The sequence below is a fragment of the Marinobacter flavimaris genome (assembly GCF_002933295.1).
GTDB lineage: Bacteria > Pseudomonadota > Gammaproteobacteria > Pseudomonadales > Oleiphilaceae > Marinobacter > Marinobacter flavimaris.
In genome coordinates this window covers 357,408-382,198 of sequence record NZ_PSSW01000005.1, presented here as the reverse complement: position 1 = coordinate 382,198, position 24,791 = coordinate 357,408, and the positions used below count along the sequence as shown (strand labels likewise).

The following is a 24,791-nucleotide window of genomic DNA, read 5'->3' as shown; positions in this document are numbered from 1 at the left end:
ATTATACATAGAAATCGAGGTCTTCCTGATGTTTCAGGAGGTCCCGCATGACATAGGGGTCTTCACCGAAGAAATACACCAGCCCCCAGTGGGTACCGAAAGCGGTACGCTTGGTGACCGTTTCTTCAAGCGGCGCAGTCAGCTCGTGAGACTCGAAATACTCGTGATTTTCGGTCTCCTCCGGGATTTCCAGCTTGCTGACAACCCGGCGGCGCGGATACACACCGAAACAACCGGCGTAACCCTTCGCATCCACCACTTCCTTCGGGAAGAAGGCCTTGATTTCCTCTTCCGTGGTCTTCGGGTCAAAGGCCAGGATCATGCCCTGATACGCGTTGAAACCATAGGCACGCTCAAGCAGCTCGAATACCTTGAAGCCCGGTGGACGATAGGCCACCTCGCCAAAGTACATGGTCCGGTCGCTGGTCACGAAGTACTCCGGGTGGATAAACCCGAATTCGATATCGAAGGTCTTGATCAGCTTCTCGATTTCGCCGCGAATCTGGTCGCGATACTTCTCCAGGTCCGGTGTTGCGGGCACAAATACCGAATAGCCCAGCGTCACGTACTCGGAAATGTTCAGGAAGGCGATCTTGCCGTTGTGAATCCAGGCCTCGACCGCAAACTCCCAGCCATCCAGGTGCGACTCCATCAAGACCGGGAATTCTTCTTCCGGGATGGTATCGACTTCATCAGGCGTACGGATCACCCGGTGGCCAAGGCAGCCGGCCTTATCAAAGGCCTTGAGGTGAATCGGATCGTTGGGGTCACCATCCAGTTTCAGCAGAGTCTGGTTAACCCGCTTGAGGAACCGGATAACATCACCCTTGTCGTGCGCTTCCTCGAAGATACCCACCCGGATACCACCGAGCTGGGCACGGCGTTTCATCAGGGCCTTGTCACGCAGCAGCATGGCCTGGCCGAACAGACGAGGCTTGTCCATCAACACCGAGTTAATGGCGCCCGCCCACTCCACAGTCTCCTCAAACAACGGGATGGCAACGTCTACGCCCATCTCCTTGAGGGTCTGCGCAATTTCTACCGAACGGTCATTCAGGCGCTCAAAATTCCAGGGCACGTAGGGAATGTCATGCTCTTCGCAATAGGCTTCGGCCCAGTCCGGTGCCACGACAACATACCGACGGTCGAATTTGTCGGCCGCTTCAACCGCATTCAGGCTCCAGCCCAGTAATGCAATATACCCTTTCTCAGGATTGTACTTTTGCTCACTCACAGGCTCTCTCCTTTCATAAGGGTTGACTTCTAACCCTACGCATTAGCTGTGAAATCGCAAATTTCGCCCCCATTTGAAACGCAAAAAGCACTACGACAGCCGGGAGTGAATCCAGCAATCGCAGTGCCTTAGGCTTTCTTAGATCGATTGGGAATATCAGCCCAGTTTCAGGGTCGACAGGGTCCTCTCGCGAACTTTGGTAAGCAGTGCTTCGTCCTCTACCAGGGACTGGCCATAGGACGGAACAAGCTCTTTCATCCGTTCCTGCCACTCCGGCGTCTTGATCTTCTCCGGGAAACAGCGCTCGATAACATTGATCATCGCATTGGCTGCGGTGGAGGCTCCGGGCGAAGCACCCAGCAGCGCCGCCAGCGTTCCATCTTTTGCCGCCACAATTTCGGTGCCGAACTCAAGCTTGCCACCGCCACCATCGACCTGCTTGATGATCTGGACGCGCTGGCCGGCCATGCGCAGCTGCCAATCCTCTTCCATGGCGTCCGGGAAGAAATTGCGCAGCGATGCCACCCGGTCACCGTGGGACTGGAACACTTCACCGATGAGATAGCGTGTCAGGTCCATGTTGCTCTTGCTCACCGAGAGCATGGGCTTCAGGTTGGTGGGCTTCACCGAACCAATCAGATCAAAGATCGAGCCCTGTTTCAGGAAGCGGGTGGTGAAACCGGCGAAGGGGCCAAACAGAAGGGCCGGCTCGCCATTAATGATGCGGGTGTCGAGGTGCGGTACCGACATGGGCGGTGCCCCGATCGGCGCCTTGCCGTATACCTTGGAGTTGTGCTGCTTGACGATGTCGGGCTTGCCACACACCAGCCACTGACCGCTCACCGGGAAGCCACCGTAGCCCCGGGCTTCGTCGATACCGGATTTCTGCAGCAGCGGCAACGCGCCACCGCCGGCGCCGAGGAACACGAAGCCGGTCTCGAGCTTGGTCAGCTCGCCGGTCTTCTGGTTCTTGACGCGGATCTTCCAACGGCCGTTGTCCCGCTGGTCGATGTAGTGCACCGGTGAGCTGAGCATCAGCTCGAAATTCGGCTGGGTTTCCAGCCAGCTCACCATGCTGCGGGTGAGCGAGCCGAAATCCACATCGGAACCGTGCTTGATCCGGGTCGCGGCAACCCGCTGCATGGGGTCCCGGTTATTGACGATCAGCGGCATCCATTCCTCGAGATCCTTCGGAGACTCGGTGTATTCCATGTCGCGGAACAGGTGATGGGCACTCAGGCGTTCATAACGACGCTTGAGGAAGGCCACATCCTTCTCGCCCCAGACAAAGCTCTGATGCGGTGTGCGGTTAATAAAGCTGGAGGGTTCGGGCAGGATGCCCTGCTCCACAAGGTAGGACCACAGCTGCAGTGACACCTCGAACTGGGCGTTGATCTGCAGGGCCCGATCGATGGTGACATCGCCATCACCGGTCTCGGGAGTGTAGTTAAGCTCACAGTACCCGGCATGCCCGGTACCTGCGTTGTTCCATCCGTCTGTGCTCTCATGGGCAACGTGATCGAGACGCTCCACCATGACGATGTCCAGGGACGGATCAAGCTGCCTGAGCATCATGCCGAGAGTGGCGCTCATGACGCCACCGCCGACCAGCACTACGTCTGCCTGTCTAACGGCCATTGGTTTTCACCCTAGCTAGTGTTGAGCCTTTTTGCCCTCTCACGATCAGCAAGAGAGCCTGTCGGAAGCCGGTCGGGCGCGAGGTAAACGGCGCCGCCGTCTGCTTCCGGTCTGAATGTGCGCGCAATTATCCCGATTTTTGCCGGGAGAATAAATTGCGATTGTCAATCGTTGCGTCTTTCTTCGGCATCTATTTGCTTCAGGGGCCGATACGTGCACTTACGAACAGTGGTTTGCTACGGGTCAAAGGTCTAAAATCCGCCCGCGTGATCTGTCTGGCCGGCTCAGGCCTCCACTTTGACAAACCAGGACGGGATTTCCCCAATGTCTGCCCTTGATGCGTTTCTGATTATTCTCGCGGTTCTGGCGCTGCTAGGCGTCATATTTGAAGAGGTCATCCACATCAACAAGGCCAAGGTAACGCTGTTCTTTGGCACCATGAGCTGGATGCTGCTGTTCCTGTTCAGTGATAACGCTGGTGAAACGTCTGCCATTTCCGATGGTCTGTCCGAGAGCATCGCCGAAATCGCCGGGCTGTGGCTGTTTCTGGTCGCAGCCATGACGTTTGTCGCCTACCTGAACAAGAAGGGTATGATCGAAAACGTGATTTACCTGATCATGCCGAAGCAGGTAAGCGAGCGACGGCTACTGTTCCTGACCGGTCTTTTTTGTTTCATTTTCTCCTCTTTAGCAGACAATATCACCGCCACTTTAGTCTCATGCTCGCTGATTCTGTCTCTGGATCTGGAGCTGAAAAAACGTATCCAGTTCGTCACGCTGGTTGTGTTTGCGGTCAACTCGGGAGGCGTTTCGCTGATCACCGGCGACGTCACTACGTTGATGATTTTCCTGGCGAAAAAGGTTGAAATACTGACCCTTCTGACCCTGGCCATTCCGGCCTCGATCACCGTTTTCATCCTTGCGGTTTTCCTGTCTCGAGGGCTCACAGGAACCGTGACCCTGCGCTCCAACAATACCCCTGTGCGACGGGTGGACGCGATCATCAGCGGGCTGTTTTTGTTAACAATCCTGAGCACCATTGCCGGTAATGCCCTGTTCGGGATTCCACCGGTACTGACCTTTCTGTTCGGCCTGTCCATCATGTTCCTGGTGTCTCGATTCATGAGTGACGACTCCGATCTGGACCCGATTCTCGAGTACATCCGCATCATCGAGTTTGAAACGCTGCTGTTCTTTCTCGGCATCCTTCTGCTGGTGGGCATGCTCAAGGAGATCCATGCGCTGGATTCGCTGGTGGCGATTTACGACATCCTGCCGCCGCTGTACGCCAATTACCTGATGGGCATCTTCTCGGCCGTTATCGATAACGTGCCTCTGACGGCGGCCCTGCTGAAGGCCGGCATCGACATGAGCCCCGGCGAGTGGATGGGCCTGACCTATGCCGTGGGTGTGGGTGGATCGCTCCTGGTGATTGGCTCAGCCGCCGGTATAGTGGCAATGAGCAAGATTCCGGGGCTGACCTTTGCCGCCTATATGCGGTATCTTGCACACCTTCTGGCGGCTTATACCCTGGGCTATGCCGGTGTCTACATGCTCGGGCGTTTCATCAACTGAGGTCTATCTATGCTAATGGCATTTGGCGCAATCATCGCCGGCCTGATCCTGCTGGTCTGGAGTGCCGATAAATTTGTGGAGGGCGCCGCGGCGACCGCCAAACATCTCGGCATGCCCACCCTGCTGATCGGCATGGTGATTATCGGTTTCGGCACCTCGGCACCGGAACTCGCCGTCTCAGCCATGGCTGCGTCTGATGGCAACCCTGGCCTGGCCCTGGGTAACGGCTATGGCTCCAACATTACCAACATTGCGCTTATTGTCGGCCTGACAGCCATCATCGCGCCCATTGCAGTGCACTCCCAGGTGATCCGCAAGGAGTTGCCACTGCTGATCGTACTCACCCTCATTGCCGGCGCCCAGCTGATCGACGGGCAACTCTCACGCATGGATGGCTGGGTGTTGCTGGCGGTATTTGCTCTGGTTATGGGATGGTCAATCTACCAGGGCCTGAAAGGCAAGGCGGACCCTCTGGCCGGTGATGCCGACGCCGAGATCATTGCGCACCCCATGCCCCTGAAAACCGCCGTGATCTGGCTGGTAATTGGCCTGGTACTGCTGATCGTCAGCTCCCGGATGCTGGTCTGGGGTGCCGTCACGATTGCCCAGAGCCTTGGAGTCAGCGATCTGGTGATCGGTCTCACCATCGTTGCCATCGGCACTTCCCTGCCCGAACTCGCCTCGGCTCTGGCCGCGGTCAAAAAGAACGAACACGACCTGATCCTGGGCAATATTCTGGGGTCGGGCATTTTCAACACCCTCGCCGTGGTGGGTCTCGCGGCTGTTATCGAACCCCTCGCGGTGGACCCGGAAGTGCTCTACCGTGACTGGACGCTGATGCTGGCGCTCACGGTGGGTCTGTTCCTGATGGGTTACGGGCTTACCGGATGGCGAAAACTGGTGAGCCGTGTGGATGGTGGCATCCTGGTGCTGGTGTACGTGGCCTATACCGGCTATCTGCTCTCCACGGTGGTGGCTGCCGGTACGGCCTGATCTGCGTGCCGATGTGAGGCCGGTGCTAACCGGCTTCACCGTCTCCCAACAGCTCCGTCAGCCTTGCGCGCACCTCGGTCATGACTTCGTCCAGGTCGGCTTTGGTCTTTCCTGCCGTATCCAGCGGTTCTCCTACCCTCACATCCACCGGCTGCCCGAGGTTGATCTGCCAGGTGCGGGCCGGTAAAACACGGTGGATACCCCGCACGGCCACCGGCACGATCACCGCCTCAGTATCCAGCGCCAGGTGAAAACAGCCTTTCTTGAAAGGCAGAAGTTTTCCGTCCGGCGAGCGGGTTCCCTCGGGCGCGGCCCAGAGCACGATTCCACTTTCCATCATCGCCCGCGCCTTCTCCAGATCCCTGACTGCACGTTGCCGATTGGAGCGGTCTACTGAGGGGAATTCCGCTGCACGCATGGCCTGCCCCAGCAGCGGGATACTGAACAGCTCCTTTTTTGCCAGCATACGGATCGATCCCGGCAACGATACGAAGGTAACCGGAATATCATAGTGGCTGGCATGAGTGCACATGATGATGTACCGGCGCCCGTCGCCGAAATCAGGCACTTGCCCGCGTACGGTGAGGCTGGCACGAACCAGTCGTAACAGCGAGGCCGACCACTCGCGGCAGTATTTGTCGACGATGGGCCGGTTCAACCTCCCGAACAGCGCCCTGAGCAAAACCAACAGGGAAAAGAGTGCTGTCAATCCGACACTGCCCAGAACCACACCCGCCCGCCGAAGAAGCGTTGCTGACTCCGTTAGCGGATTCATCTTCAATCGAATCATCTCAGCGACCCTTCTCTGTTTCCCGGGTTCGTTCGCGGCCTCGTTGCTGCGCGTTCAATAGGGGGCGAATTATAGCGACTGAAAAACCCGTTGAATAACACACAAAAGTATTGCTTAATTTTTGACCATTACCTATAAGGTATAAGGATATAACCGCGAAGAATTGAAAAAGCAGTCCCACCGTCCGACGACAACCCTAAGAAGGAGACGGATAATGAAGCAGGAATCAGCGCTGATGCGCGGCCCGAATGACCCGGGCCTTCAGAACCCCTCCCGCCGCACCCTGCTACTTGGCAGTGCCGGCGCCATGGCCGCGGTAAGCGTGCTGGGATTTACGCCCCTTGCCAAAGCCGATGAACCAAAATCACTCCCGGATTACGCCGCCTGGAAAGAACGCAACGCCCTGATTGTTCACAGCGCAAACACGATGGAAACCCAACGGGGGGCAATCGGCAATGGCGTTATCACCTCAAGTGACCGCTTGTTCGTTCGTAATAACCTGCCCGCGCCACCAGCCTCGGTAACCGATAACCCGGATGCCTGGGAGGTGCGGATGGAGGGCGTGAAAAACCCCCGAACCCTGACGGTCGGCGACCTGAAACAGATGGGGGTTACCACCGTTGCCTCCGTATTACAGTGTTCCGGTAACGGTCGCGCCTTCTTCCCCCATGGCGCCAGTGGTACCCAATGGTCTGTTGGCGCTGCGGGCTGCATCATGTGGACCGGTGTACCGCTGAAAGATGTTGTGGAGGCTCTTGGCGGCCCTGTTGACGGTACCCGGTACATCACCAGCACCGGCGGCGAGACACTTCCCGACGGCCTGGACCCGAAAACGATTATCGTGGAACGTTCCGTTCCCACCCGTGCCATGGAAACCGCATTGCTGGCCTGGGAAATGAATGACGAGCCTCTGACCCACACGCACGGTGGCCCGCTAAGAATGGTTGTGCCGGGTTACTACGGCGTGAATAACGTGAAGTACGTCAAGAACGTTGCCTTCACCGAAAACCAGACGGACGCCAAGATCCAGGCTTCAGGCTACCGGGTTCGTGATGTCGGCGTGAAAGGCGCCCCGGATCAGCCTTCCATGTGGGAAATGAACGTCAAATCCTGGGTAACATCGCCTCTGGAAAGCGGTCAGAGCGGTCGCAATATGATCTATGGCGTCGCTTTCGGTGGCACTGTTCCGCTCGAAAAAGTCGACGTTTCAGTGGATGGTGGTAAAACCTGGAAACAGGCTCGTTTCCTGGGACCGGACCTTGGTCCCTATGCCTGGAGGCCGTTTGTCCTGGCAGCGGATCTAGCGGCCGGAGAGCACCGGATTGTCAGCCGGGCGACCGACGTGCAGGGCAACACCCAGCCTGAGGGTCGGATCGAGAACGAACGTGGCTACGGTCACAATGGCTGGAGCGACCACGGAGTCACGGTTGCCATCAGTTGATCATTGGCGGAGCCGACCCGGGAGTACGGCGGCTCCGACCTATCCGGAAAGCAATGATATGAGAAAAACTGCAGTACTGGGCGCCATAGCCCTGATAGGACTGTCGCCCCTGACGATCGCCAGCGACTTTGACAAGGGGAAACAGGTATTCACTCAGGAGGCACAACCTTCCTGCACCATATGCCATACCCTGGCGGACGCCGGTTCGGCTGGTGCCATCGGCCCGGATCTCGATGAACTCAAACCCACGATGGAACAGGTGGTCAATGCCGTAACCAGCGGGGTGGGTGTCATGCCGGCGTTCAACGAGTCGCTGTCTGAGGAACAGATAAATGCTGTGGCCCACTACGTGGCGACTGTGACAGGCGGCAATAAATAGAATCGGGGGCCCTGCGGCCCCCTTTTTTTCGTCTCAGGCGTTTTCCTGAAACACCATGGCAACCGAGTTCAGGCAGTAGCGCTGCCCGGTTGGCGGCGGGCCGTCAGGAAAGACATGGCCGAGATGGCTGTCGCAACGGGGACAGCGGATTTCGGTGCGGGTCATGCCAAGACTCGTGTCCTCAATGTAGCGGATATGCTCCGGATCAAAGGGCTGGAAGAAACTCGGCCAGCCGGTTCCCGAGTCAAACTTCGAGTCCGAGCTGAACAAAGGCAGATCGCAAAGCCGGCAGTGGTAAACACCGGCTTTTTTGTTATCCAGCAAGGTTCCGCAGAACGGATGCTCGGTGCCATGGTCGAGCAGTACGCGCCGCTCTTCCGATGTCAGATCCGCAGCTTTCTCCTCAACCTGTGCTTCGTTTAGTGGTGTCAGGTCATAACCTGCAGCGGAAACTCCCATAGTCTGCCTCCTCAGGCGGTGCTGCCTGCGTCGTTGTCTGTAAATTCCGGCTTCAGGCGATCAGGATAGCTGTCTACAAGCTTTTCCATTTTCGGGGCGGCCACGGCCATGATGTATGGCTGGTAGGGATTACGGGCAGCAAAATTCTGGTGGTACTCTTCTGCCGGGTAAAATGCCTCCAGCGGCTCCAGCGTGGTCACTATCGGATCCGGGTACACTTCGGCCTGATTGAGCTGGTGGATGTAGGCCTCGGCTACCCGCCGCTGTTCGGCAGTCTCGTAGAACACAGCCGAGCGGTACTGGGTGCCCCGGTCGTTGCCCTGGCGGTTCAACTGGGTGGGATCGTGAGCAACCGAGAAGAACACCTTTAGCAGTTCGCCAAAACTGACCCTGGCAGGGTCATAGTGAACATCCACCACTTCTGCGTGACCGGTAGTACCTGAGCATACGGCCTCATAATTGGCAGAGCTGGCGTGACCGCCAGCGTAACCGGACTCAACACTGGTTACGCCATCGATGGCCAGGAAAACGGCTTCCACACACCAGAAACAGCCGCCAGCCAGCACGACACGCTGTTCGCCCTCGGCCGCCGGCAGGTCCTGTTCAGGATCGGGAAAACGGCTACGTGGTACGTTGAGACCCGGGATACTGCAGGATGTCGTCATGGTAACCTCTGCGTTCGAATTATCTGCCTTTAACCGCTCGATTGTGGCTGGAAACCTGCTGATTTGACAACCCATGTGCCGGCTCAGGAAGAGGGGATTATATGTACGTTGATCAGGACAGCAGGATCACTCCAGCCAGCGCACTCAGCGGCGCCAGTACCCAGACCGGAACCCGCCAGACAGCGAGACAGACCCAAATGGCGAGCACGAGTGCCAGATCATGCGCACCATGGACGGCGGAGACCCAGACCGGATCGTAGAGAGCCGCCAGCAACAACCCCACCACGCCTGCATTTACGCCGGCCAGCGCTGACCGGGCGCGACGATGCTCCCGAAGCCAGCTCCATAGGGGAAGACCGGCGAATACAAGCAGGGTTCCAGGGAGGAACACAGCCAGTACCGCAATCACACCACCGAGAACACCGGCCTGTGAACCACCCAGAAATCCTGAAAAGGAAAACAGCGGTCCCGGCATAGCCTGGGCAACGCCATACCCCGCCAGGAAAGTGTCCGCCGGCATGGCACCGGAGGCCACGAAGCCCTCCTGCAGCCAGGGCAGCACTACATGTCCGCCGCCAAACACCAGGGCACCGGCCCGGTACATTTCAGCGCCTATCCAGCCAAGACTGCCGGTGGCCTGAGGCAGGAAGGAAACCAACAACAGAATCAAAAAGGCCCCTGCAAAAAGCGCAGGTTTCCGGGATTGCAGTGGCACATGCAGCGGCTCAGATGCCTCTCCGCTCCCCAACCCCAGAAAGGAACCCACAGCCCCGGCAATGACCAACGCCAGTATCTGCATCCAGGTTTCGCCCATCACCAGAAGGCTCACCGCTACCAGCAAAGCCATGGCGATTCGGGGACGGTCCGGGCACAGGGTTTTTCCCATCTGCCAGACCGCCTGGGCCACCACCGCCACCACAAACAACTTGAGACCCTGTATCCAGCCGCCACTGCTGGCCTCTGGCCAGGCGCTCAATCCCAGCGCAAGACCAATCATAATCACCGCCGATGGCAGGGTGAACCCCAGCCACGCTGCGAGTGCGCCGCGGTAATGACCGCGCAGGAACCCGATGGTTAGACCGACCTGGCTGGAAGCCGGTCCCGGCAGCAACTGGCAGAGGGCCACAACTTCTGCGTAGGCACTGTCTGAGAGCCACCGCCGACGTTTGACAAATTCATCGTGAAAGAATCCGAGATGCGCTGCCGGACCACCAAACGACGTCAGCCCCAGCCGAAGGAACAGCAGGAAAATCTGGCTGAACGACAGCCTGTCATCACTCGATGGTTCCGTCATAAATCTCCTGAGTCTGTTGCTCCGCTGGTTTCACGGCCAGTGTGTCATCAAACATGAACATTGTGTCGTTTTGGTTGCATACCTTCGAAGGCCATCCATAATGACAGACAGGGTTTGCCACTCAGTACATCGGCCATGCCCGGCTCGGCATATAAGGGAAGAAAAATGACGGCAAGGGCTCGTACACCGGAGAACCAGGATGAACTCCTGGAATACCGCCTGAGCCTGAGGCTCGGCCCTGTTCACGCCCGCCAGAGGCTCGGCATTGAACGGGAAGCTGAAGCGAAGGTATTCGGGCAGGATCACAGCTCATTCCATCTGGAAAACTGGGCCACGGCGCCCGGCTTTATCCGTACCTGTTTGCGCATGGTTGGCCTTTGGGGCCGGGGCCAGAGCAACAGCCGGCGTCTGAACACCGTGCACAATCATTTCCAGCTTCCCGGCCTGCCGGAAGCCTTCGAGGGCTTTCGCATTCTGCATCTGACCGACCTGCACGTAGACATGGACGAAGCCAACCTGCAGGCAGTCCTGCGCCAGATCGAACCGTTAGACTACGATCTGTGCGTGTTGACCGGCGACTACCGGAAACTCACGTGGGGCCCGATTGAGGGCGCCCTGGACGGCATGGCGCGGCTGAGGGACGGTATAAAAAGCAAGCCCTATGCGGTTCTGGGTAACCACGACAGCGTTCGCATGGTACCGGCATTGGAAGACATGGGTTACCAACTGCTGATGAACGAAATGGCGCCCATTGAACGGGGAGGCCAGACCCTGTACCTCGCGGGTGTGGACGACGCCCACTTCTTCAAGGTCCACAACCTGCACCAGGCGGGGGACAATATCCCTGCGGGAGGCACCAGCATCCTGCTCAGCCATACGCCGGAGATCTGGCGCGAGGCTGCCCACGCCGGCTACGACGTCTTTCTCTGCGGCCACACACACGGCGGCCAGATCTGCCTGCCCGGCGGTATACCGGTGACTCTCGACTCTGACTGCCCGCGCACACTCGGTCGAGGTTACTGGCGGATGAACGGTATGCAGGGCTACACCTCACCGGGTTCCGGAACGTCCGTGGTAAACGTTCGCCTGAACTGCCCGCCGGAAGTAACCCTTCACACCCTGACTCGCGGCCCGGTTTAGTGGGGCTGCCGGCGTATACCGAGACGGTAGAGCAGCGGTGAGCCATAGATGTTGGACAGGGTAAAAACCACCACGACAACCAACACTACCCACAGGCTCACCGGAAGCCACCACATCGCCAGCAGCATGGGCAGGAGGGCTTCCGGGATCTGATCCAGCCCGACAGCCCGGGCACTCGATTCCAAACCCATTCGACGTTTGATGAAGCTGCTCAGAAGATCTCCTCCCAGCCCCAGCAGGCCGAACAGAAGCCCGAACACGAATCCCAGCCCGGTAAACAGCGCAAAAAGCCCGCAAGCCAGTGCACCGGATACAACACCCCGCCAGGTTTTGCTTTCACCAAATACGGGGCGACCATCGGACAGCAGTCGACCGCCGTCCACCGGGGCCGACCAGCGGTTTTTCAGCAGCCCGGCCGCAACCACCGGCGTGCCGTTGGCCAGCACCAGCATCACAAACAACTCCAGGATGATCAGCAAGCGTTTGCGCCCCTCTGAAACGACCGATCAGGCGATACCGCCCCGGGTCAGCTTGAGCGGATCCATCAACTCCTCGAGCCGCTCCCGGCTCAGGCCGCTGCGCTCCTCCGCCACATCGATGACTGGCCGGCCCGTTTTATACGCTTCCTTGGCGATGTCTGCCGCCAGGCTGTAGCCGATCTCGGGATTAAGCGCGGTCACCAGTACGGGATTCTTGCCCACACCTGCGTTCAGGTTGTCGGCATTAACCGTGAAATCCTTGATCGCCTTGTCCGCCAGCATGATGGCCGCATTGGCGAGCAAATCGGTCATGTCCAGCAGGTTACTGCCCACCAGCGGGAGCATCACGTTGAGCTGGAAATTACCGGACTGACCGGCAATGGCCACGGCGCTGTCCAGCCCCATCACCTGGGCGCCGACCATGGCCACGGACTCCGGGATGACCGGATTGACCTTGCCCGGCATGATACTGCTGCCCGGTTGCAATGCCGGAAGACTGATTTCAGCCAGGCCGTGAATAGGGCCGCTGTTCATCCAGCGCAGATCGTTGGCGATCTTGGTCAGCACGATGGCTGCTCCGCGCAATTGTGCGGAGAGGGCCACCGGGGCATCCACCGCGCTCTGGCCGGTGAATTTGTGATCGAGCGACGTAAAAGGATAGCCGGTGTTGGCCCGCAGGAACTTGACGAACTGGCCCGGAAATTCCGGTAGCGCATTGATTCCGGTACCCACCGCCGTGCCGCCCTGGGGAACGGCCAACAGCTCATCAGCCGCGGCTTCTACCCGCTTTTCCACGGCCAGAAGCTGTTCGCGCCAGGTTTTCAACTCCTGGCCGAGGGTCACGGGCATGGCATCCATCAGGTGGGTGCGGCCGGTTTTTACCTGGCTGGAAAACGCCGCTTCCTGCTCGTAGATCACACCGCAAAGATGCGACAGCGCCGGCAGCAGCTTCTCCTTGGCTGCAATCACGGCACTCACGTGGATCGCCGTTGGAATCACGTCGTTGGAGCTCTGGCTCATGTTCACATGATCGTTCGGATGCACCTCGAAGCCTGCGTTGCGGGCGATACTGGCGATCACCTCGTTGACATTCATATTGGTGCTGGTGCCGGAGCCGGTCTGGTAGCGGTCTACCGGAAACTGATCCGCGTACTCGCCCTTAACCAGATCTTCGCAAGCCTGGGAGATCGCATCCCGCAGATCGTTGTCGAGCAGCCCCAGGCTGGTATTGGCCTCGGCGGCCGCGCGCTTGATCTGGGCAACAGCGGCAATAAACGGCTGAGGCATCAGCTGGCCACTGACCGGGAAGTTTTCCACCGCGCGCTGGGTTTGAGCGCCCCAGAGCGCATCCGCAGGTACCTGTACGTCCCCGAGGCTGTCGGTTTCCGTTCTGAATTCGCTCATATTCCCTCCTGTCCGTGCATTTGCACTGTGGGCTTCTTGGCGTGTACGCCAGGGGCCCGGCCATGGCTCAGCCGCCGCCCTGGGATCTGAGCCGGACATGGTCGCAGATGCCCGTAACCTGTTCAAAATTGAGGATCAGGGTATGAACGGTGTTGGTGTAGGTGTCGTGCAGGTGAAACTTGTAACGGTGCTGCTTTTCACCCTGCAGAAACGCATCGTACTCGCGGACCAGCTCACGCACATCCCCACCGGAATCCTTGCTCCAGGTCGCATTGAACGGACCCAGCACGGCACCGCCAGCCAGGCAGATGGTGACTTCGTGATTCGTCAGACCATTCTCAGGAACTGTCATGGTTATCTCCCTTTCGATGAGCCTCTGGTAAGTGTAGTCGCTCCTGACGCCAGGACAGTCCATAGTGCCAAGGCTGTCACAGAACCAGGTTTTCATTGCCGGCAAAGGCACTGCTGTAGGAAGTTCCTACACCGCTAAGCCACTGTTGTTGCTAATCTCTTCCCTACCCCATTAACAGGATACAGAGTAATCATGGCGACCAGCGGAGCGGCGGAGATCCTTCTCCGGTATGACGACGACCAGGACCGACAGCACTTCGAAACCTTGTTTGCCAGCGATTTCGTTATTCACGCGTTCGCCACTGACCAGGGGGCACTCGACTACCTGCCCTCGGCTGCCACCATACCCACCGCCATCGTTCTGCTTCCGAACCGCGCTGATGACTATCTTGAGTCGTCGCTACTGGCACGGGCCAGGGACCACCACCCCCGGATTCTGAAGATCCTCATAGGAGATGCCATTGCGCTGAACCTCCTCGTGAAACTGCTCGACCATCAGCTGGTCGATCGCTGCTTCGAACAGCCGGTCAATCCCGATGTTATCCGGTCGCACGTGCTCACAGCCGCGCTTACCCGCGAAGGACAAACCTTCTCTCCGGATACCAGCGAGGCCCACGAGGGCCCCAAACCGGCGATTCTGATCGTGGATGACGAACCGACTGCCACCCGTTATCTGTCGAGGCAGTTGGAGCGCATGCAGGACGAATTCCGCGTGCTGAGCGCCATCAGTGCAGAAGAGGCTCAGCTCGTGTTGCAGAAAGACAGCGATGTCGCGGTGGTGATGACAGACCAGAGAATGCCCGGGATGCATGGCAAAGAGCTGCTGGACGAACTACGCCAGTCGCACCCGACAATTGTCCGAATTCTCACGTCAGCCTGGGGCGAGGTTGATGTGGCCATGGATGCAGTTAACGAGGGCCGGATCTTCCGCTATCAGAAGAAGCCATGGAACGCAGCCGAATTGCTGTCGCTCTTCCGCAAGGCTCTTGTCCAACATCGCACCCTGGTCTCTGCAAGAGACCGTTCACGCTCAATTGCAGAACAACAGTTCGCGGAGCTTCGCCAGCAACGACGAGCCAGACTGCTTGAACATCTAAACGAGCGAGTGGACGGTTTTACCGGCGAACCGATCACCGCCGACTTTCTGGATGCCCTGGCAACCGTTCGCACACTTCCTGCCCAGCCACCCCATCTGCGCGCAAGCCGGGAAACCGCGCTTGAGCATGATCTTGTAAGAGACTTTGCCGGAATGGTGGGCAGGCAGCTCAGCACCCTTCAGCCAGGCCACGTGCACGGCATCCAGAACCGGCAAGCCTTTGACCAGGCTCTCGCGAACGCCTTGGAGAACCCGGCAGGCACGAGCGAAACACAAACACCGTTGATGGCCCTTTGCCAGGCACTGGCAACCCTGATGAAGGCCTCCGGGCTGGAGCGCTCTGCTCTGGAATTGACCCGGACCGAAAGCGGCCTCATGGTCGCCAGCGCCAGCCCACTTCACATGTACAGCCATCTGCTGGCGCCAATCACCCGCCTCTCCCGCCCCCTGCTGGAGCAGCAGAGCGCTCTTCTGATGCTCTTCGTAAGCACCCGACTGCTTGCTGGCGATATCGACGTGACCGGAGGCGACCAGTGTCTTCGATTGAGTCTCCATCTGCCGGCCAGGGCAGACTGATGGCGTCAGGTCAGCGCAGGCTCAGGTTGTACGTCACCATGGGGCAGCGACTGCTCCGTGACAGCCTGCTATTCCAGATCCTCTTGCACGATGAGGTCGAGCTGGTTGGCGAATCGGAGACCGGAGTGGCAACGCTCAATCGGCTAAAGAGGGCCACCCCTTCGGTACTGCTGATTGAGGAAAACCTGCAGGACAACGACGGGCTCACCATCGCCGAGCATGCATTGGCGGTGAATCCGTCATTGTCCGTGCTGCTGATATCGGACACGCCGGTCAGCAGCGGGCGGATGGCGATCTATCTGGAAGCAGGCATCAAGGCCGTGGTGTCCAAGGACCAGCCAGTGCAGGAGTTGATCAAGACGCTCTTCTACATTCGAAACGGGCAGGTTTATGTCGGTAACTGGCAGCAGGAACCAGCACCGGCCGCCATGCTCGCCTATCAGGCCTTGTCCGGACGGGAGCGGGAAGTGGCACAGCTGATGGCCAGCCGGCTGCCGGTACGCGATATTGCAGGCAGGCTTGGCGTTTCCTGCAAGACGGTGCATTCCTACAAGGACCGGATTTTCGTGAAATTGGGCTTCGAGCGCCTGCCCGAGCTCATTCTCTTTATGCAACGACACCAACACGGAGCCGCCGAGTGAAACTGCTTTCCGGGATGGATCAGATCCGCCAGCTGCCCGCCTACCGACAGCGACGCTTCGAACGCTTCTACCACACCCAGTATCGGTACCGGGTGCTGCCCCTGTTCGCCGACGTTTACCTGGTGATTGCCTTTATCGGTACCCTGCTGTTTCTCGGGGGCCTGGCCCTGAACCCGGATGCACCGGACGTATTCGGTATCTACCTCATCTACACCGCGATTCTGACCGGTCTGATCGCCGCTCACCGGTTCACGCGCCTGCGCCGGTCAGCGCCGATGATTGTCTACCTGGTGTTTTTCAACATGGCGGCGTTCAGCTACCTGGGATACATGACAACGGGCGCGTCGCTCGCTCCCATCGTGGGCTTGTTCTTTTTCATCAGCTCCGTGGGCATCATTACCCTGTCCCTGTTCCACACCAGCGTGATTATCCTGATCAACCTGACACTGCTGGTACTCGCCACGTTCGTGGCGGTCGACAGCACTCAGGTAAGCGACACCCTGATCGGCATTCTGACCAACTGGCTGATTCTGATGTGCCTGGTGGTCGCACCGCTATCGGCCTGGTTCCTGTCGCAGTTCCTGCGCAACCTGCTGGCGCTCCAATTCCTGCTCCGAGACCGGAATCGACAACTTTCCCGCACTTTGGAAACCCTGAAATCAACGGAAGAAAGACTGGCCCAGGAACAGAAACATCAGGCCCTTAGCCATATGGCTAAGGGGCTGCTCCACGAGATCATGAACCCGTTGAACTGCGCCAGCCAGGCCGTGGATTTTGCCAACTCGGTAAACCGGGATGTCGAGGTCGCAGACGCCCTGACCGACGCTAGCACCCACCAGAAACGCATTGCCGATATTGTGTCTGACCTGATCGAGTTTTCCCGCCCCGTCCCTGAACACAGCCTGGAAACGGCAGACCTCGGCAAACTGGTGACCACCGCCACCCGCTTCTGCCAGCATCAGCTACGAGGTGTCGAGCTTCAGACTGACATCCCGGAGGGAACGACCGTTCCCTGCTATCCATCTGCCCTGACCCAGGTGTTCGTTAACCTGCTGCTCAATGGCGTCTCTGCCGTGAGCAAAAACCGGCAGCCCGGCAAAATCGAGATAACGGCCGAAAGCGCTGACAGTGCCCATCGAATCGTAATTCGGGACAACGGCCAGGGCATCGCGCCAGACGATATGAAGCGGCTCACTGATCCGTTCTATTCCACCAGTGATACACCGGACAACCTGGGGCTGGGCCTCAGTATCTGTCAGACCATCATGCGCCATCACAAGGGCAACATGTCGATTACCAGCGAACCCGGCCAGTGGACGCAGGTGACCCTCACGCTGCCTAGAACCGCAGCACAGCACGCAGGGTAACAGCGTCTCCGTCCGGCACGGCCATCAGGGTATTGCCGCGAATATCCGGCATCAGGTAATTCAGGCGCAGCTGGAACAGCTCGCCCAGATACCAGGCAAGACCCAGCAGCGTCACACTCGCCTCGGCGCCCAGGTTCCGGTCTCTCAGGTCCACAGCACTGTGCCGTGCCACCAGTTCCAGGGCGCCCGCCCGGTGCCGGGGCTCTATCCAGTCAAACTCACCCCGGCTGTAATAGCGCCGATCATCGGTCAGGAACACACCGGCCTGGAGGTAGGCGCCACCGAACTGCCAGCGTGACCCGTCGGTTCGACGCACGCTCTGAGCCATGGCCTCCGCCACGAGGGTCAGACGATGATAAAGCCAGGCGGCCTCGAGACCTGCCAGCCAAGCATCACCAGCCTCGAATCGTGGGCTGCGGATGACATTATCGGCACTGAACACCTCTCCCTCATCCTTGATCTGAAAGCGGCTGTCGCCAAGATCACGATAAGAGGCCGCGGCGCCCAGATGTAGGGTCTGGTTTTCTGAACGAATGGGGGCACGGGTCAGTCTCGCGGTTATAGCGTGAGTGGAGCCACCATCGGGCTCATCGGTGAACAGACCCAGGGACCAGGTGCCGCGTTTGCGGTACTGCCCCGCCATAACACCGATGGAACGCCCCGGTGCGAACGCCGAGGTCACCAGCGAACGTTCGCTGGTGTTCAGGCTGGTGTAGCTGGCGAGGCGTTCCAGGCCAAAAGGCTCCTTGAAGCGCCCAATTTGAGCCTCGAAACGGCTCTCCCCGTCATACAGGAGATAGGCATCGCCCAGATCCAGCTCTTTCTTGTCGCCTTCAATCTTGTAGCTGCCATCCAGCTCTGCCTCCCAGCGCTTGCCCAAGGCCAGTTCCAGTTCAATTTTCGCATTTCTCAGGACGCCCCGGGCTGTGCTGCGCTCACCGTCTTCATCATAAAATGACCCGTAATGGTCAACACCGGCGGCGACGTAACCGCCCACTTCTGCCTCGACAGGGGAAGCCACAGCGAGCAGAGGCTGTAACATGAACGCCAGTGTCAGACCGATCACCAGCCACGCCCATTTCAGCTCAGCGAGCATGATCGGCCTCCTGACGAAAGTGCATACGTAGCATGGCGGTGTCCCTCAGATAGCTGACAGACACCACATCCACCCGGAACACATCCAGACCGGTGCGCTCTCGCAGGTCCGCAATGAGCAACTCCCGGCGGTCCCGGTGAACGTTCTCTATCTTTTCGTACTCCACCTCTCTCTCACTGTGTCGCGGCAAAAGCACATGGGTTTCGAGCACCAGCGCCAGAACGATGACCAGCAGGTTCAGAAACACCAGCTCCAGGTGGTGCATGTTGCCAACTGCTGCCAGCAGGGCCATGGCGATCACCAGAAACAGGTAGGTCATCTCTTTTATGCCCAGGGCCTCGGTTCGGTACCGGAGCATTGAGAAAACGGCGAACAGACCGAAGGCAAAGCCCATGGTGACGGTGACCGAATGTAGCAATGCGGTCACCAGGAAAACGCCGACACCAAAAAGAATGAACGAGGCGGCATTCTCCCGGTGACGGGAAAACGCGTAGTAGCAGCGAATCAGCACAAACACGGAGGCGGTATTGATCAAAAGCCGGATCGCAAAATGGACATCAACTGCAGATTCCATGAAGTCTCCTTAACAGCGGTTTGAAGCGATTGGTTTTGCATTCGTGGCCGAACAACAGGCTTGTGCCGATGCAGTATTTGCTGAACTGCACGGGGCGGCAGCCGAGCTGACCAAGACGTTCCAGGAAAGGGGAATATGGGACCTTGCGATCGTACTTGACCTCGAAAACGGCAACATCAGGCAGGCACAGACCGCTGCGACGGTCGGCCGAGTGAAAACCCAGCCCTGTATCCACCGTAATACGCTCGGTCCCCCGTGCGCTCATGAAGGTCATCCGGCGGTAGCCGACAAAAAGAGCCGGCAGCATCCCTGCCACCGGTCGGCCCAATTGCTCTTCAAGGAAAGGGACCACCCGGCTGCTCTCAACGGTTTGCGATGTCAGCGGCAAACGGTTCTTGATGGTTCTCTCCCTGTTGTTCTTTTTCTTGACCTCCAGGAAGCTGTCCCCGGTTTCACGGTAGTGCCGGATGCGGAGCTTGAACCGGTTCAACTTGCCGTTGTGGTGATCCAGGTAAAGCTGGCGTTCCGGTGTATCGAAATACAGGGTGTCGTAGGTGAACCGCCGGCGCCCGTCGATCTCCAGGATGGAGTAATGGTGCTCCAATCCACGCAGACAGGCATCCAGCAGGTATGCAGGCACCAGAAACTTGGTGTCGACCCGATTCATCAAACGGGCCTGCATCTGTTCGGCCAGACAATGCCCGCGGAATCCTTCCAGCGGGCTGGCGACAGCCATGTTCATCGAATCGCCGAATCGTATTCCAGGGTGGCGTTCAGGCTCAGTTCCACGTCGCCCTCACTGGCCCCGGATCCCACCCCGATGACAGTAATACTGCCCTCTGCGCCAAGGGCCAGGGTGCGCACATCCCCGGGCTGGCTTTCATCCACCTCAAACAACAGAGCGTTGGTGGCAAAGCCATGGAACTCGTGTGTGCCCGGCACGTAATCGGATGCCTCGATAAACAGTTGCAGCACATAGGGCGTGAAGTTGTCGTTGATATCCGCGCCAATCAGCAGGAGGCTGATCACCGCCGGCTTTGATTCGCGATCAACCGAGTAAACCAGGCTGTCCACCTCGAAGGCGGCAAAAGTCAGGCTCGCGTTCACCGCCCGACCTCCGGGCAGCGTGAAGCGGAAGGCACCTGTGTCGGCACCGTCCTCGGACTTGATGGTGCCGGTCAGGCTGGTTGTCGCCGGCACGCTGCAATCCGGTTGCGTGTCCGCAAGCCGGTACACTTCCCCGGAGGGCGTCTCCTCGGCGATGGCCTGTTCAATAACAGCTCGACGCGCAGGCCGGAAATCGTCATCACCGGCCACGCCGCGGCCACCAATGAAGGCATTCAGGCTGGCCGTCGCCTCCGCGCTGGTGCCGGTGAGTTCACGTATCCGCTCCACTTCCGCCAGCAAATCGGCCTCATCCCACTGGGTGGCCAGCAGGTCTTCAAGCTCGGCCTCATAGCGCGCCCGGTACTCGGGAATGCTGAAAAGCCGGTCCGCCAGCGAGAAGTTGCGGTATAGCACCCCCGTGAGCGGCCTCAGGGGATGCGCCCCACGAAAGGCCGTATCAGCGCCCCAGGGAATAAAATGGAACAGGCCGTCTCCGGGGTCCCGATAGATGTGGAAATTGTTGGCGTTGCCAGTGGCGGAATCCCAGGCGCCCAACAGGGTTTCCACCGCCCAGAACCGGATGAATTCATCCACATCCACCAGCTGCGGCAATACATTCACCATCTGCTCATCGGGCAAGGCCAGAGCATCGGTAACGGCCTGCAGGTCAGTTCGGTCGTTTTCTTTTTCGTTGGTCTTTTTCTCAAAACGTTCGCTCAGCCAGGTACCGAAGTCCGCCGTTTGGGCTTCGTACTGGTTACCGTCGTCGTCCCCGAATGCCCGTGCCAGAAAGGGCTTCTTGATAGGCTCGACATTGGTAAACACACCCAGATCCTCGCCATTGACAGACACTCTGGCGTAATTGCATTTCGGCGCCGCGAGCCCGGCCTGCCGGAACTGGTCATAGGCCATGCACTGGCGGGCATTGGAGGGGTCCTGGCGGTTATTGTTCAGGGTCATCCGGGTCATGTTCTGATAGGTGCGACCAGGCCAGAGATCGTTAAAGTCCAGCTTGAGAGAGGGGATACTGGGGCTCAGGGAGCCCATGTAGCCCTTCTTGCGCACGATCACCCGGTCCATGCGGTCACCGTCGATGGTGACGCTGGCCGTGAATTCCGTGTATTCGAACTCGGGCACACATTCCCGGTCGGTGCTGGCCAGGGTTCGGGCTTCCGATTTCAGTTTGCTGAAATCGGCGGAGCTCATGGTGAGCGACACATCAATCAGCCGCTCGGGATCATAAAGCTCGACATCGCCCCCTATGTTCACGGGCTCCGCCGGGGGTTCGAAATCCGAGGGGCTGGACACCTCCGTCTCGCCGCCCCCACCGCCGCAACCGGCCAATAGCACAGCGCCGATCATTGCCAGCCACCAATGCCCAAATCCACTGCCGGCTTTCCGGCCAATCGTTGTTGTTTTCATCTGTTACTCCCTCAGATGTTTGAAACCTGCCGGTATCGGAGACCGGTTGAGGGAGTATTTCGCGAAGCGCTTCAGAGTGTATGTAAGAAGGTCTTACAGGACTGGCGAGAAGGGGTCAGGCCGAGGCAGAGGTCAGCAGGCTGGTCATCAGGGCCCTGAGCCGGTTCGGTTTCACCGGCTTGTTCAGTATTGGCAGGTACTGGGCGCGCAGTATCTTGCGGGTGTCATCGCTGCGATCTGCGGTAATGATGGCGGCGGGAATATCACGACCAAGGTGGCGGCGAACCCCGTGAACTGCATCGTAACCGGTTCGCTCATTGTTCAGGTGATAGTCCGCAAGGATAAGGGCCGGTATCTGGCCGGTTTGCTCGAGAGCCTCCACGGCCTCTGCCTTGCTGGCGGCTGTGAGCACATCACAGCCCCAACGCTCCAGCAGCAACTGCATGCTCTCCAGAACCGCCGGCTCGTTGTCGATCACCAGCACCGGCACACCGTCAAAGCCATCGGCGAAATTCTGGAGCGAATCTGTACGGGCCATATCCGGTCTGGCCTGAGCGGGTTCAAGCGGCAGGGTCAGCACGAAGCGGGAGCCACGACCGGGCCGTGATGACACATCAATGTCGTACCCCAGCACCCGAACCATCCGTTCCACGATGGCCAGCCCCAGGCCCACACCCTGCCGGCCGCCGGTGCCCTGGGGCAACAGCTGGTGAAACTCGGTGAAAATGTCCCGGAGCTTGTCTTCCTCGATGCCAACACCGGTATCCCAGACTTCAATCCGCAGACGGTCGCCGCGGGATCTCAACGCCATGACAACACCGCCCTTGCGGGTGTACCGGAAGGCGTTGCTGAGCAGATTTCGGAGGATACGGGTCAGCATGCGCTGATCTGTTCGCACCATCGCCGGAATGGTGCGTACCCGGAACCCGAGGCCGGCATTGCTGGCAACGGCCTCGAACTCCTCCCCGAGGGATCTGGCCAGGGCGGCCACATCGGTATAAACCAGATCAGGCTTCATTGCCTGCTGGTCGAGCTTGGAGATATCCAGCAGGTCCGCCAGCAGGTCTTCGGCGCCCTCCAGAGCCCGATGTACCTGGTGCACCATGCGGGTTTCCTGTTCCGGCAGCGTGCTGTCCTGGAGCGCGGATATCATCAGCCGGGCTGCATTCAGCGGCTGAAGCAGGTCATGGCTGGCCGCCGCGAGATATTTATCCTTGCTGCGGTTGGCCTCTTTGGCGGCCTCCATGGCAACAAAGAGCTCGCGCTCAACCTTCTCGCGCTCCTCAATCTGGTAGCGCAGGCCCACATTGGCATTCTGCAGTGCTTCGGTCCGCTCTTCCACGCGCCGCTCAAGGGTGGCGTTCAACTGCTCCAGTTTCTGCCGGGCCAACACTCGCTCGGTTATGTCGGCAACGAAGGCTTCCACCACTTCCGGTCCGAGGTCCGGGCGTCGCAGCAGGGTGACAGCAACGTGGACCGGCGTGCGATCAGCACGCTGGAAACGGGTTTCCCGGGCACTCAGACTGCCCTCGTCGAGAAGCTCCTGACGTATGGCATCGAATTCACTGGAACTGCAGAACAACTGTTCACGGAGCCGGATGACCTTTTCCGTGAGCGCCTCGGGGCTGTCATAACCGCAGATTCTCGCCATCGCCGGGTTGCAGGCCAGAAAGCCGCCCCGCAGGTTGGCCTGGAAGATACCGTGCAGCGCGTTCTCGAAAAGCCATTTGTAGCGGTTGCGTTCCTGCTCCAGCTCGTCAATGCGTTCCTGCAGAGCCGGGTAATAGTTCTTGCGGACGGACTGGCTGCCCAGCCCGAGAAGATCGCCAATTCCGTAGCTACTGTCCTGTTCGCCATCCTTGCTGTCAGAGGGCTTCTTCATAGACAACCTGGACATCCCGCAGCGACGACTTCCGGGGGTTGGTGAGAATGCACGGGTCCTGCAACGCAAAGCCGGACAGGTGGGGAATGTCGGACACCGAAACACCCAGCTGGGCGAGACGCGCCTCCAGCCCAACCCGACGCTTGAGCTCTACAATGCGGTTCATTAACCGTTTTTTGATTTCCGGCTTGGCCATTCCACGGGTATCGATATCCATGGCTTCGGCAACGCGGCGGAAACGATCTTCGGCAGACTGGAAGTTGTAAGCCACCACGTGCTCCAGCAGCAGCGCATTACACAGACCATGAGGCAAATCCAGGAAACCACCCAGGCTGTGGGACATGGCGTGTACTGCCCCGAGAATGGCATTGGAGAACGCCAGCCCTGCCTGCATGGAGGCCAGCATGATCTGCTCCCGGAGATAGGGATCTGCCGTGTTGTCCACCAGCGGCTCGAGATTCCGGTTGATCAGCCGGATCGCTTCAAGCGCATGGGTGTCCGTCAGCGGGCCGCTGCCCGTGGATACGTAAGCCTCGATGGCGTGCACCAGGGCATCAACGCCGGTGCAGGCGGTGAGGTAGGCGTCCATGGTCTCGGTAACTTCCGGATCGATCAGGGACACATCTGGCACAACGGCCTTGCTGATGATAGAAAATTTGAAACGGCGGTTCGGGTCGGAAATGATCGCGAACTGGGAAACATCCGCCGAGGTGCCCGCCGTGGTCGGAATCAGGATCAGGGGCGGTGACGGATTGGTGATGGTGTCGACGCCCTCGAACTCCAGGATGCTGCGACCATGAGTGGCGACGATACCGATGCCTTTGGCGCAGTCCATGGGGCTGCCGCCACCGATGGCGACAATGACATCACATTCACTGGATTTGTAGAGCTCGGCCCCGGTCATCACCTCATCCACCTTGGGGTTTGGTGAAACACCGGTATAAACGGTGGAGCGGATACCTGCATCGGTCAGCAGCGTCACGATCTCATCGACCCAACCGGCGGCAGCCACACCCGGATCGGACACCAGAAAGACATGCCGGGCACCGAAATTACTGGCGAAGTTGGCCACGGACTTCCGGGAGCCGGCACCAAATACGATTTCCGGTGAGACAAACTTTCGCAAGCTGGATATATCGTGACTCATCAGACTGCACTCGACCGTTTGTTGTTATAGGAATAGCCGAG

Annotated in this window: 23 protein-coding genes; 8 read left to right on the top strand and 15 right to left on the bottom strand. The window is 59.0% G+C overall.

The genetic code is table 11. The annotated features are described in order from the left end of the window. Position 1: 1 nt before the first annotated feature. Together MDHKLMBL_RS12110 and mqo are read right to left on the bottom strand one after the other, a co-directional pair. Positions 2-1,234: an ATP-grasp domain-containing protein gene (locus MDHKLMBL_RS12110; protein WP_008171084.1), complete on the bottom strand. Its 1,233-nt coding sequence runs from the start codon at positions 1,232-1,234 to the stop codon at positions 2-4. A gap of 156 nt (positions 1,235-1,390) precedes the next feature. Further along, positions 1,391-2,872 carry a malate dehydrogenase (quinone) gene (gene mqo, locus MDHKLMBL_RS12105; RefSeq protein WP_008171082.1) on the bottom strand — a complete coding sequence of 494 codons (1,482 nt, stop codon included), beginning with the start codon at positions 2,870-2,872 and terminating at the stop codon, positions 1,391-1,393. 324 nt (positions 2,873-3,196) lie between these two features. On the opposite strand from mqo, the gene nhaD reads away from it, so the two are divergent. Both nhaD and MDHKLMBL_RS12095 read left to right on the top strand, forming a co-directional pair. After that, a complete protein-coding gene (gene nhaD, locus MDHKLMBL_RS12100; protein ID WP_008171080.1) occupies positions 3,197-4,447 on the top strand; it encodes a sodium:proton antiporter NhaD in 1,251 nt (416 codons plus the stop codon). A gap of 9 nt (positions 4,448-4,456) precedes the next feature. Then, entirely contained in the window at positions 4,457-5,440 is a 984-nt protein-coding gene (locus MDHKLMBL_RS12095) for a calcium/sodium antiporter (protein ID WP_199185506.1), read from the top strand. Between the two features lie 25 nt (positions 5,441-5,465). Here MDHKLMBL_RS12095 and MDHKLMBL_RS12090 read toward each other — a convergent pair whose 3' ends face one another. Further along, entirely contained in the window at positions 5,466-6,230 is a 765-nt protein-coding gene (locus MDHKLMBL_RS12090) for a lysophospholipid acyltransferase family protein (protein WP_092030392.1), read from the bottom strand. A gap of 214 nt (positions 6,231-6,444) precedes the next feature. On the opposite strand from MDHKLMBL_RS12090, the gene sorT reads away from it, so the two are divergent. Together sorT and sorU are read left to right on the top strand one after the other, a co-directional pair. Next, positions 6,445-7,671, top strand: a complete 1,227-nt coding sequence (gene sorT, locus MDHKLMBL_RS12085) for a SorT family sulfite dehydrogenase catalytic subunit (RefSeq protein ID WP_104270881.1) — start codon at positions 6,445-6,447, stop codon at positions 7,669-7,671. 58 nt (positions 7,672-7,729) lie between these two features. Then, complete coding sequence (sorU, locus tag MDHKLMBL_RS12080; RefSeq protein WP_014578339.1) at positions 7,730-8,050, top strand: SorU family sulfite dehydrogenase c-type cytochrome subunit; 321 nt, start codon at positions 7,730-7,732, stop codon at positions 8,048-8,050. 33 nt (positions 8,051-8,083) lie between these two features. Here the strand turns inward: sorU and msrB are convergent, their stop codons facing one another. The 3 genes from msrB to chrA all read right to left on the bottom strand — a co-directional run bounded on the left by msrB (position 8,084) and on the right by chrA (position 10,468). Then, positions 8,084-8,509: a peptide-methionine (R)-S-oxide reductase MsrB gene (gene msrB / locus MDHKLMBL_RS12075; RefSeq protein WP_008171070.1), complete on the bottom strand. Its 426-nt coding sequence runs from the start codon at positions 8,507-8,509 to the stop codon at positions 8,084-8,086. Between the two features lie 11 nt (positions 8,510-8,520). After that, on the bottom strand, positions 8,521-9,174 hold the full coding sequence (msrA, locus tag MDHKLMBL_RS12070) for a peptide-methionine (S)-S-oxide reductase MsrA (protein ID WP_008171069.1): 654 nt from the start codon (positions 9,172-9,174) through the stop codon (positions 8,521-8,523). 112 nt (positions 9,175-9,286) lie between these two features. Next, positions 9,287-10,468, bottom strand: coding sequence for a chromate efflux transporter (chrA, locus tag MDHKLMBL_RS12065; protein WP_104270880.1), 1,182 nt, complete (start codon positions 10,466-10,468; stop codon positions 9,287-9,289). Between the two features lie 165 nt (positions 10,469-10,633). On the opposite strand from chrA, the gene MDHKLMBL_RS12060 reads away from it, so the two are divergent. Continuing rightward, positions 10,634-11,608 (top strand): metallophosphoesterase, encoded by a 975-nt coding sequence (locus tag MDHKLMBL_RS12060; RefSeq protein ID WP_008171065.1) that lies wholly within the window; start codon positions 10,634-10,636, stop codon positions 11,606-11,608. Here the strand turns inward: MDHKLMBL_RS12060 and MDHKLMBL_RS12055 are convergent. From MDHKLMBL_RS12055 to MDHKLMBL_RS12045, 3 genes are all read right to left on the bottom strand, one after another. Further along, positions 11,605-12,087, bottom strand: a complete 483-nt coding sequence (locus MDHKLMBL_RS12055; protein WP_104270879.1) for a CDP-archaeol synthase — start codon at positions 12,085-12,087, stop codon at positions 11,605-11,607. The two genes, MDHKLMBL_RS12060 and MDHKLMBL_RS12055, sit on opposite strands and share 4 nt — an antisense overlap. A gap of 27 nt (positions 12,088-12,114) precedes the next feature. Beyond that, on the bottom strand, positions 12,115-13,491 hold the full coding sequence (locus tag MDHKLMBL_RS12050) for a class II fumarate hydratase (RefSeq protein WP_104270878.1): 1,377 nt from the start codon (positions 13,489-13,491) through the stop codon (positions 12,115-12,117). Between the two features lie 67 nt (positions 13,492-13,558). Beyond that, on the bottom strand, positions 13,559-13,843 hold the full coding sequence (locus MDHKLMBL_RS12045; RefSeq protein ID WP_008171059.1) for a hypothetical protein: 285 nt from the start codon (positions 13,841-13,843) through the stop codon (positions 13,559-13,561). A 192-nt stretch (positions 13,844-14,035) separates the two neighbouring features. On the opposite strand from MDHKLMBL_RS12045, the gene MDHKLMBL_RS12040 reads away from it, so the two are divergent. Genes MDHKLMBL_RS12040 through MDHKLMBL_RS12030 form a run of 3 tightly spaced genes read left to right on the top strand, consistent with a single transcriptional unit; the run spans position 14,036 to position 17,522 of the window. Then, positions 14,036-15,514 carry a response regulator gene (locus tag MDHKLMBL_RS12040; protein ID WP_104270877.1) on the top strand — a complete coding sequence of 493 codons (1,479 nt, stop codon included), beginning with the start codon at positions 14,036-14,038 and terminating at the stop codon, positions 15,512-15,514. Beyond that, positions 15,514-16,155 (top strand): helix-turn-helix transcriptional regulator, encoded by a 642-nt coding sequence (locus tag MDHKLMBL_RS12035; RefSeq protein ID WP_039881850.1) that lies wholly within the window; start codon positions 15,514-15,516, stop codon positions 16,153-16,155. Before MDHKLMBL_RS12040 ends, MDHKLMBL_RS12035 begins: the two co-directional genes overlap by 1 nt. Next, on the top strand, positions 16,152-17,522 hold the full coding sequence (locus MDHKLMBL_RS12030) for a sensor histidine kinase (protein ID WP_008171053.1): 1,371 nt from the start codon (positions 16,152-16,154) through the stop codon (positions 17,520-17,522). The genes MDHKLMBL_RS12035 and MDHKLMBL_RS12030 overlap by 4 nt, the downstream gene beginning before the upstream one ends. Here the strand turns inward: MDHKLMBL_RS12030 and MDHKLMBL_RS12025 are convergent. The 6 genes from MDHKLMBL_RS12025 to ercA form a co-directional block, all read right to left on the bottom strand. Then, a complete protein-coding gene (locus tag MDHKLMBL_RS12025; RefSeq protein ID WP_053113090.1) occupies positions 17,494-18,618 on the bottom strand; it encodes an OprO/OprP family phosphate-selective porin in 1,125 nt (374 codons plus the stop codon). The genes MDHKLMBL_RS12030 and MDHKLMBL_RS12025 overlap by 29 nt on opposite strands. After that, positions 18,608-19,192 carry a DUF4956 domain-containing protein gene (locus MDHKLMBL_RS12020; RefSeq protein WP_104270876.1) on the bottom strand — a complete coding sequence of 195 codons (585 nt, stop codon included), beginning with the start codon at positions 19,190-19,192 and terminating at the stop codon, positions 18,608-18,610. The genes MDHKLMBL_RS12025 and MDHKLMBL_RS12020 overlap by 11 nt, the downstream gene beginning before the upstream one ends. Continuing rightward, entirely contained in the window at positions 19,176-19,934 is a 759-nt protein-coding gene (locus tag MDHKLMBL_RS12015) for a polyphosphate polymerase domain-containing protein (RefSeq protein ID WP_104270875.1), read from the bottom strand. Before MDHKLMBL_RS12015 ends, MDHKLMBL_RS12020 begins: the two co-directional genes overlap by 17 nt. Continuing rightward, a complete protein-coding gene (locus tag MDHKLMBL_RS12010) occupies positions 19,931-21,721 on the bottom strand; it encodes a CotH kinase family protein (RefSeq protein WP_104270874.1) in 1,791 nt (596 codons plus the stop codon). The genes MDHKLMBL_RS12015 and MDHKLMBL_RS12010 overlap by 4 nt, the downstream gene beginning before the upstream one ends. 115 nt (positions 21,722-21,836) lie before the next feature. Continuing rightward, positions 21,837-23,603, bottom strand: coding sequence for a PAS domain-containing hybrid sensor histidine kinase/response regulator (locus tag MDHKLMBL_RS12005; RefSeq protein WP_008171045.1), 1,767 nt, complete (start codon positions 23,601-23,603; stop codon positions 21,837-21,839). After that, on the bottom strand, positions 23,587-24,750 hold the full coding sequence (gene ercA / locus MDHKLMBL_RS12000) for an alcohol dehydrogenase-like regulatory protein ErcA (protein WP_008171044.1): 1,164 nt from the start codon (positions 24,748-24,750) through the stop codon (positions 23,587-23,589). Before ercA ends, MDHKLMBL_RS12005 begins: the two co-directional genes overlap by 17 nt. Positions 24,751-24,791: the final 41 nt, after the last annotated feature.

Excerpts from the sequence above, each read along its gene's own strand:
- MDHKLMBL_RS12035 (WP_039881850.1), top strand. The coding sequence starts at position 15,514 with ATGGCGTCAGGTCAGCGCAGGCTCAGGTTGTACGTCACCATGGGGCAG.
- MDHKLMBL_RS12015 (WP_104270875.1), bottom strand. The coding sequence starts at position 19,934 with ATGAACATGGCTGTCGCCAGCCCGCTGGAAGGATTCCGCGGGCATTGT.
- sorU (WP_014578339.1), top strand. The coding sequence starts at position 7,730 with ATGAGAAAAACTGCAGTACTGGGCGCCATAGCCCTGATAGGACTGTCG.
- MDHKLMBL_RS12090 (WP_092030392.1), bottom strand. The coding sequence starts at position 6,230 with ATGATTCGATTGAAGATGAATCCGCTAACGGAGTCAGCAACGCTTCTT.
- sorT (WP_104270881.1), top strand. The coding sequence starts at position 6,445 with ATGAAGCAGGAATCAGCGCTGATGCGCGGCCCGAATGACCCGGGCCTT.
- nhaD (WP_008171080.1), top strand. The coding sequence starts at position 3,197 with ATGTCTGCCCTTGATGCGTTTCTGATTATTCTCGCGGTTCTGGCGCTG.
- MDHKLMBL_RS12045 (WP_008171059.1), bottom strand. The coding sequence starts at position 13,843 with ATGACAGTTCCTGAGAATGGTCTGACGAATCACGAAGTCACCATCTGC.
- MDHKLMBL_RS12010 (WP_104270874.1), bottom strand. The coding sequence starts at position 21,721 with ATGAAAACAACAACGATTGGCCGGAAAGCCGGCAGTGGATTTGGGCAT.
- MDHKLMBL_RS12025 (WP_053113090.1), bottom strand. The coding sequence starts at position 18,618 with ATGCTCGCTGAGCTGAAATGGGCGTGGCTGGTGATCGGTCTGACACTG.
- MDHKLMBL_RS12050 (WP_104270878.1), bottom strand. The coding sequence starts at position 13,491 with ATGAGCGAATTCAGAACGGAAACCGACAGCCTCGGGGACGTACAGGTA.
- MDHKLMBL_RS12095 (WP_199185506.1), top strand. The coding sequence starts at position 4,457 with ATGCTAATGGCATTTGGCGCAATCATCGCCGGCCTGATCCTGCTGGTC.
- chrA (WP_104270880.1), bottom strand. The coding sequence starts at position 10,468 with ATGACGGAACCATCGAGTGATGACAGGCTGTCGTTCAGCCAGATTTTC.
- MDHKLMBL_RS12040 (WP_104270877.1), top strand. The coding sequence starts at position 14,036 with ATGGCGACCAGCGGAGCGGCGGAGATCCTTCTCCGGTATGACGACGAC.
- MDHKLMBL_RS12060 (WP_008171065.1), top strand. The coding sequence starts at position 10,634 with ATGACGGCAAGGGCTCGTACACCGGAGAACCAGGATGAACTCCTGGAA.
- MDHKLMBL_RS12005 (WP_008171045.1), bottom strand. The coding sequence starts at position 23,603 with ATGAAGAAGCCCTCTGACAGCAAGGATGGCGAACAGGACAGTAGCTAC.
- msrA (WP_008171069.1), bottom strand. The coding sequence starts at position 9,174 with ATGACGACATCCTGCAGTATCCCGGGTCTCAACGTACCACGTAGCCGT.
- MDHKLMBL_RS12020 (WP_104270876.1), bottom strand. The coding sequence starts at position 19,192 with ATGGAATCTGCAGTTGATGTCCATTTTGCGATCCGGCTTTTGATCAAT.
- mqo (WP_008171082.1), bottom strand. The coding sequence starts at position 2,872 with ATGGCCGTTAGACAGGCAGACGTAGTGCTGGTCGGCGGTGGCGTCATG.
- ercA (WP_008171044.1), bottom strand. The coding sequence starts at position 24,750 with ATGAGTCACGATATATCCAGCTTGCGAAAGTTTGTCTCACCGGAAATC.
- msrB (WP_008171070.1), bottom strand. The coding sequence starts at position 8,509 with ATGGGAGTTTCCGCTGCAGGTTATGACCTGACACCACTAAACGAAGCA.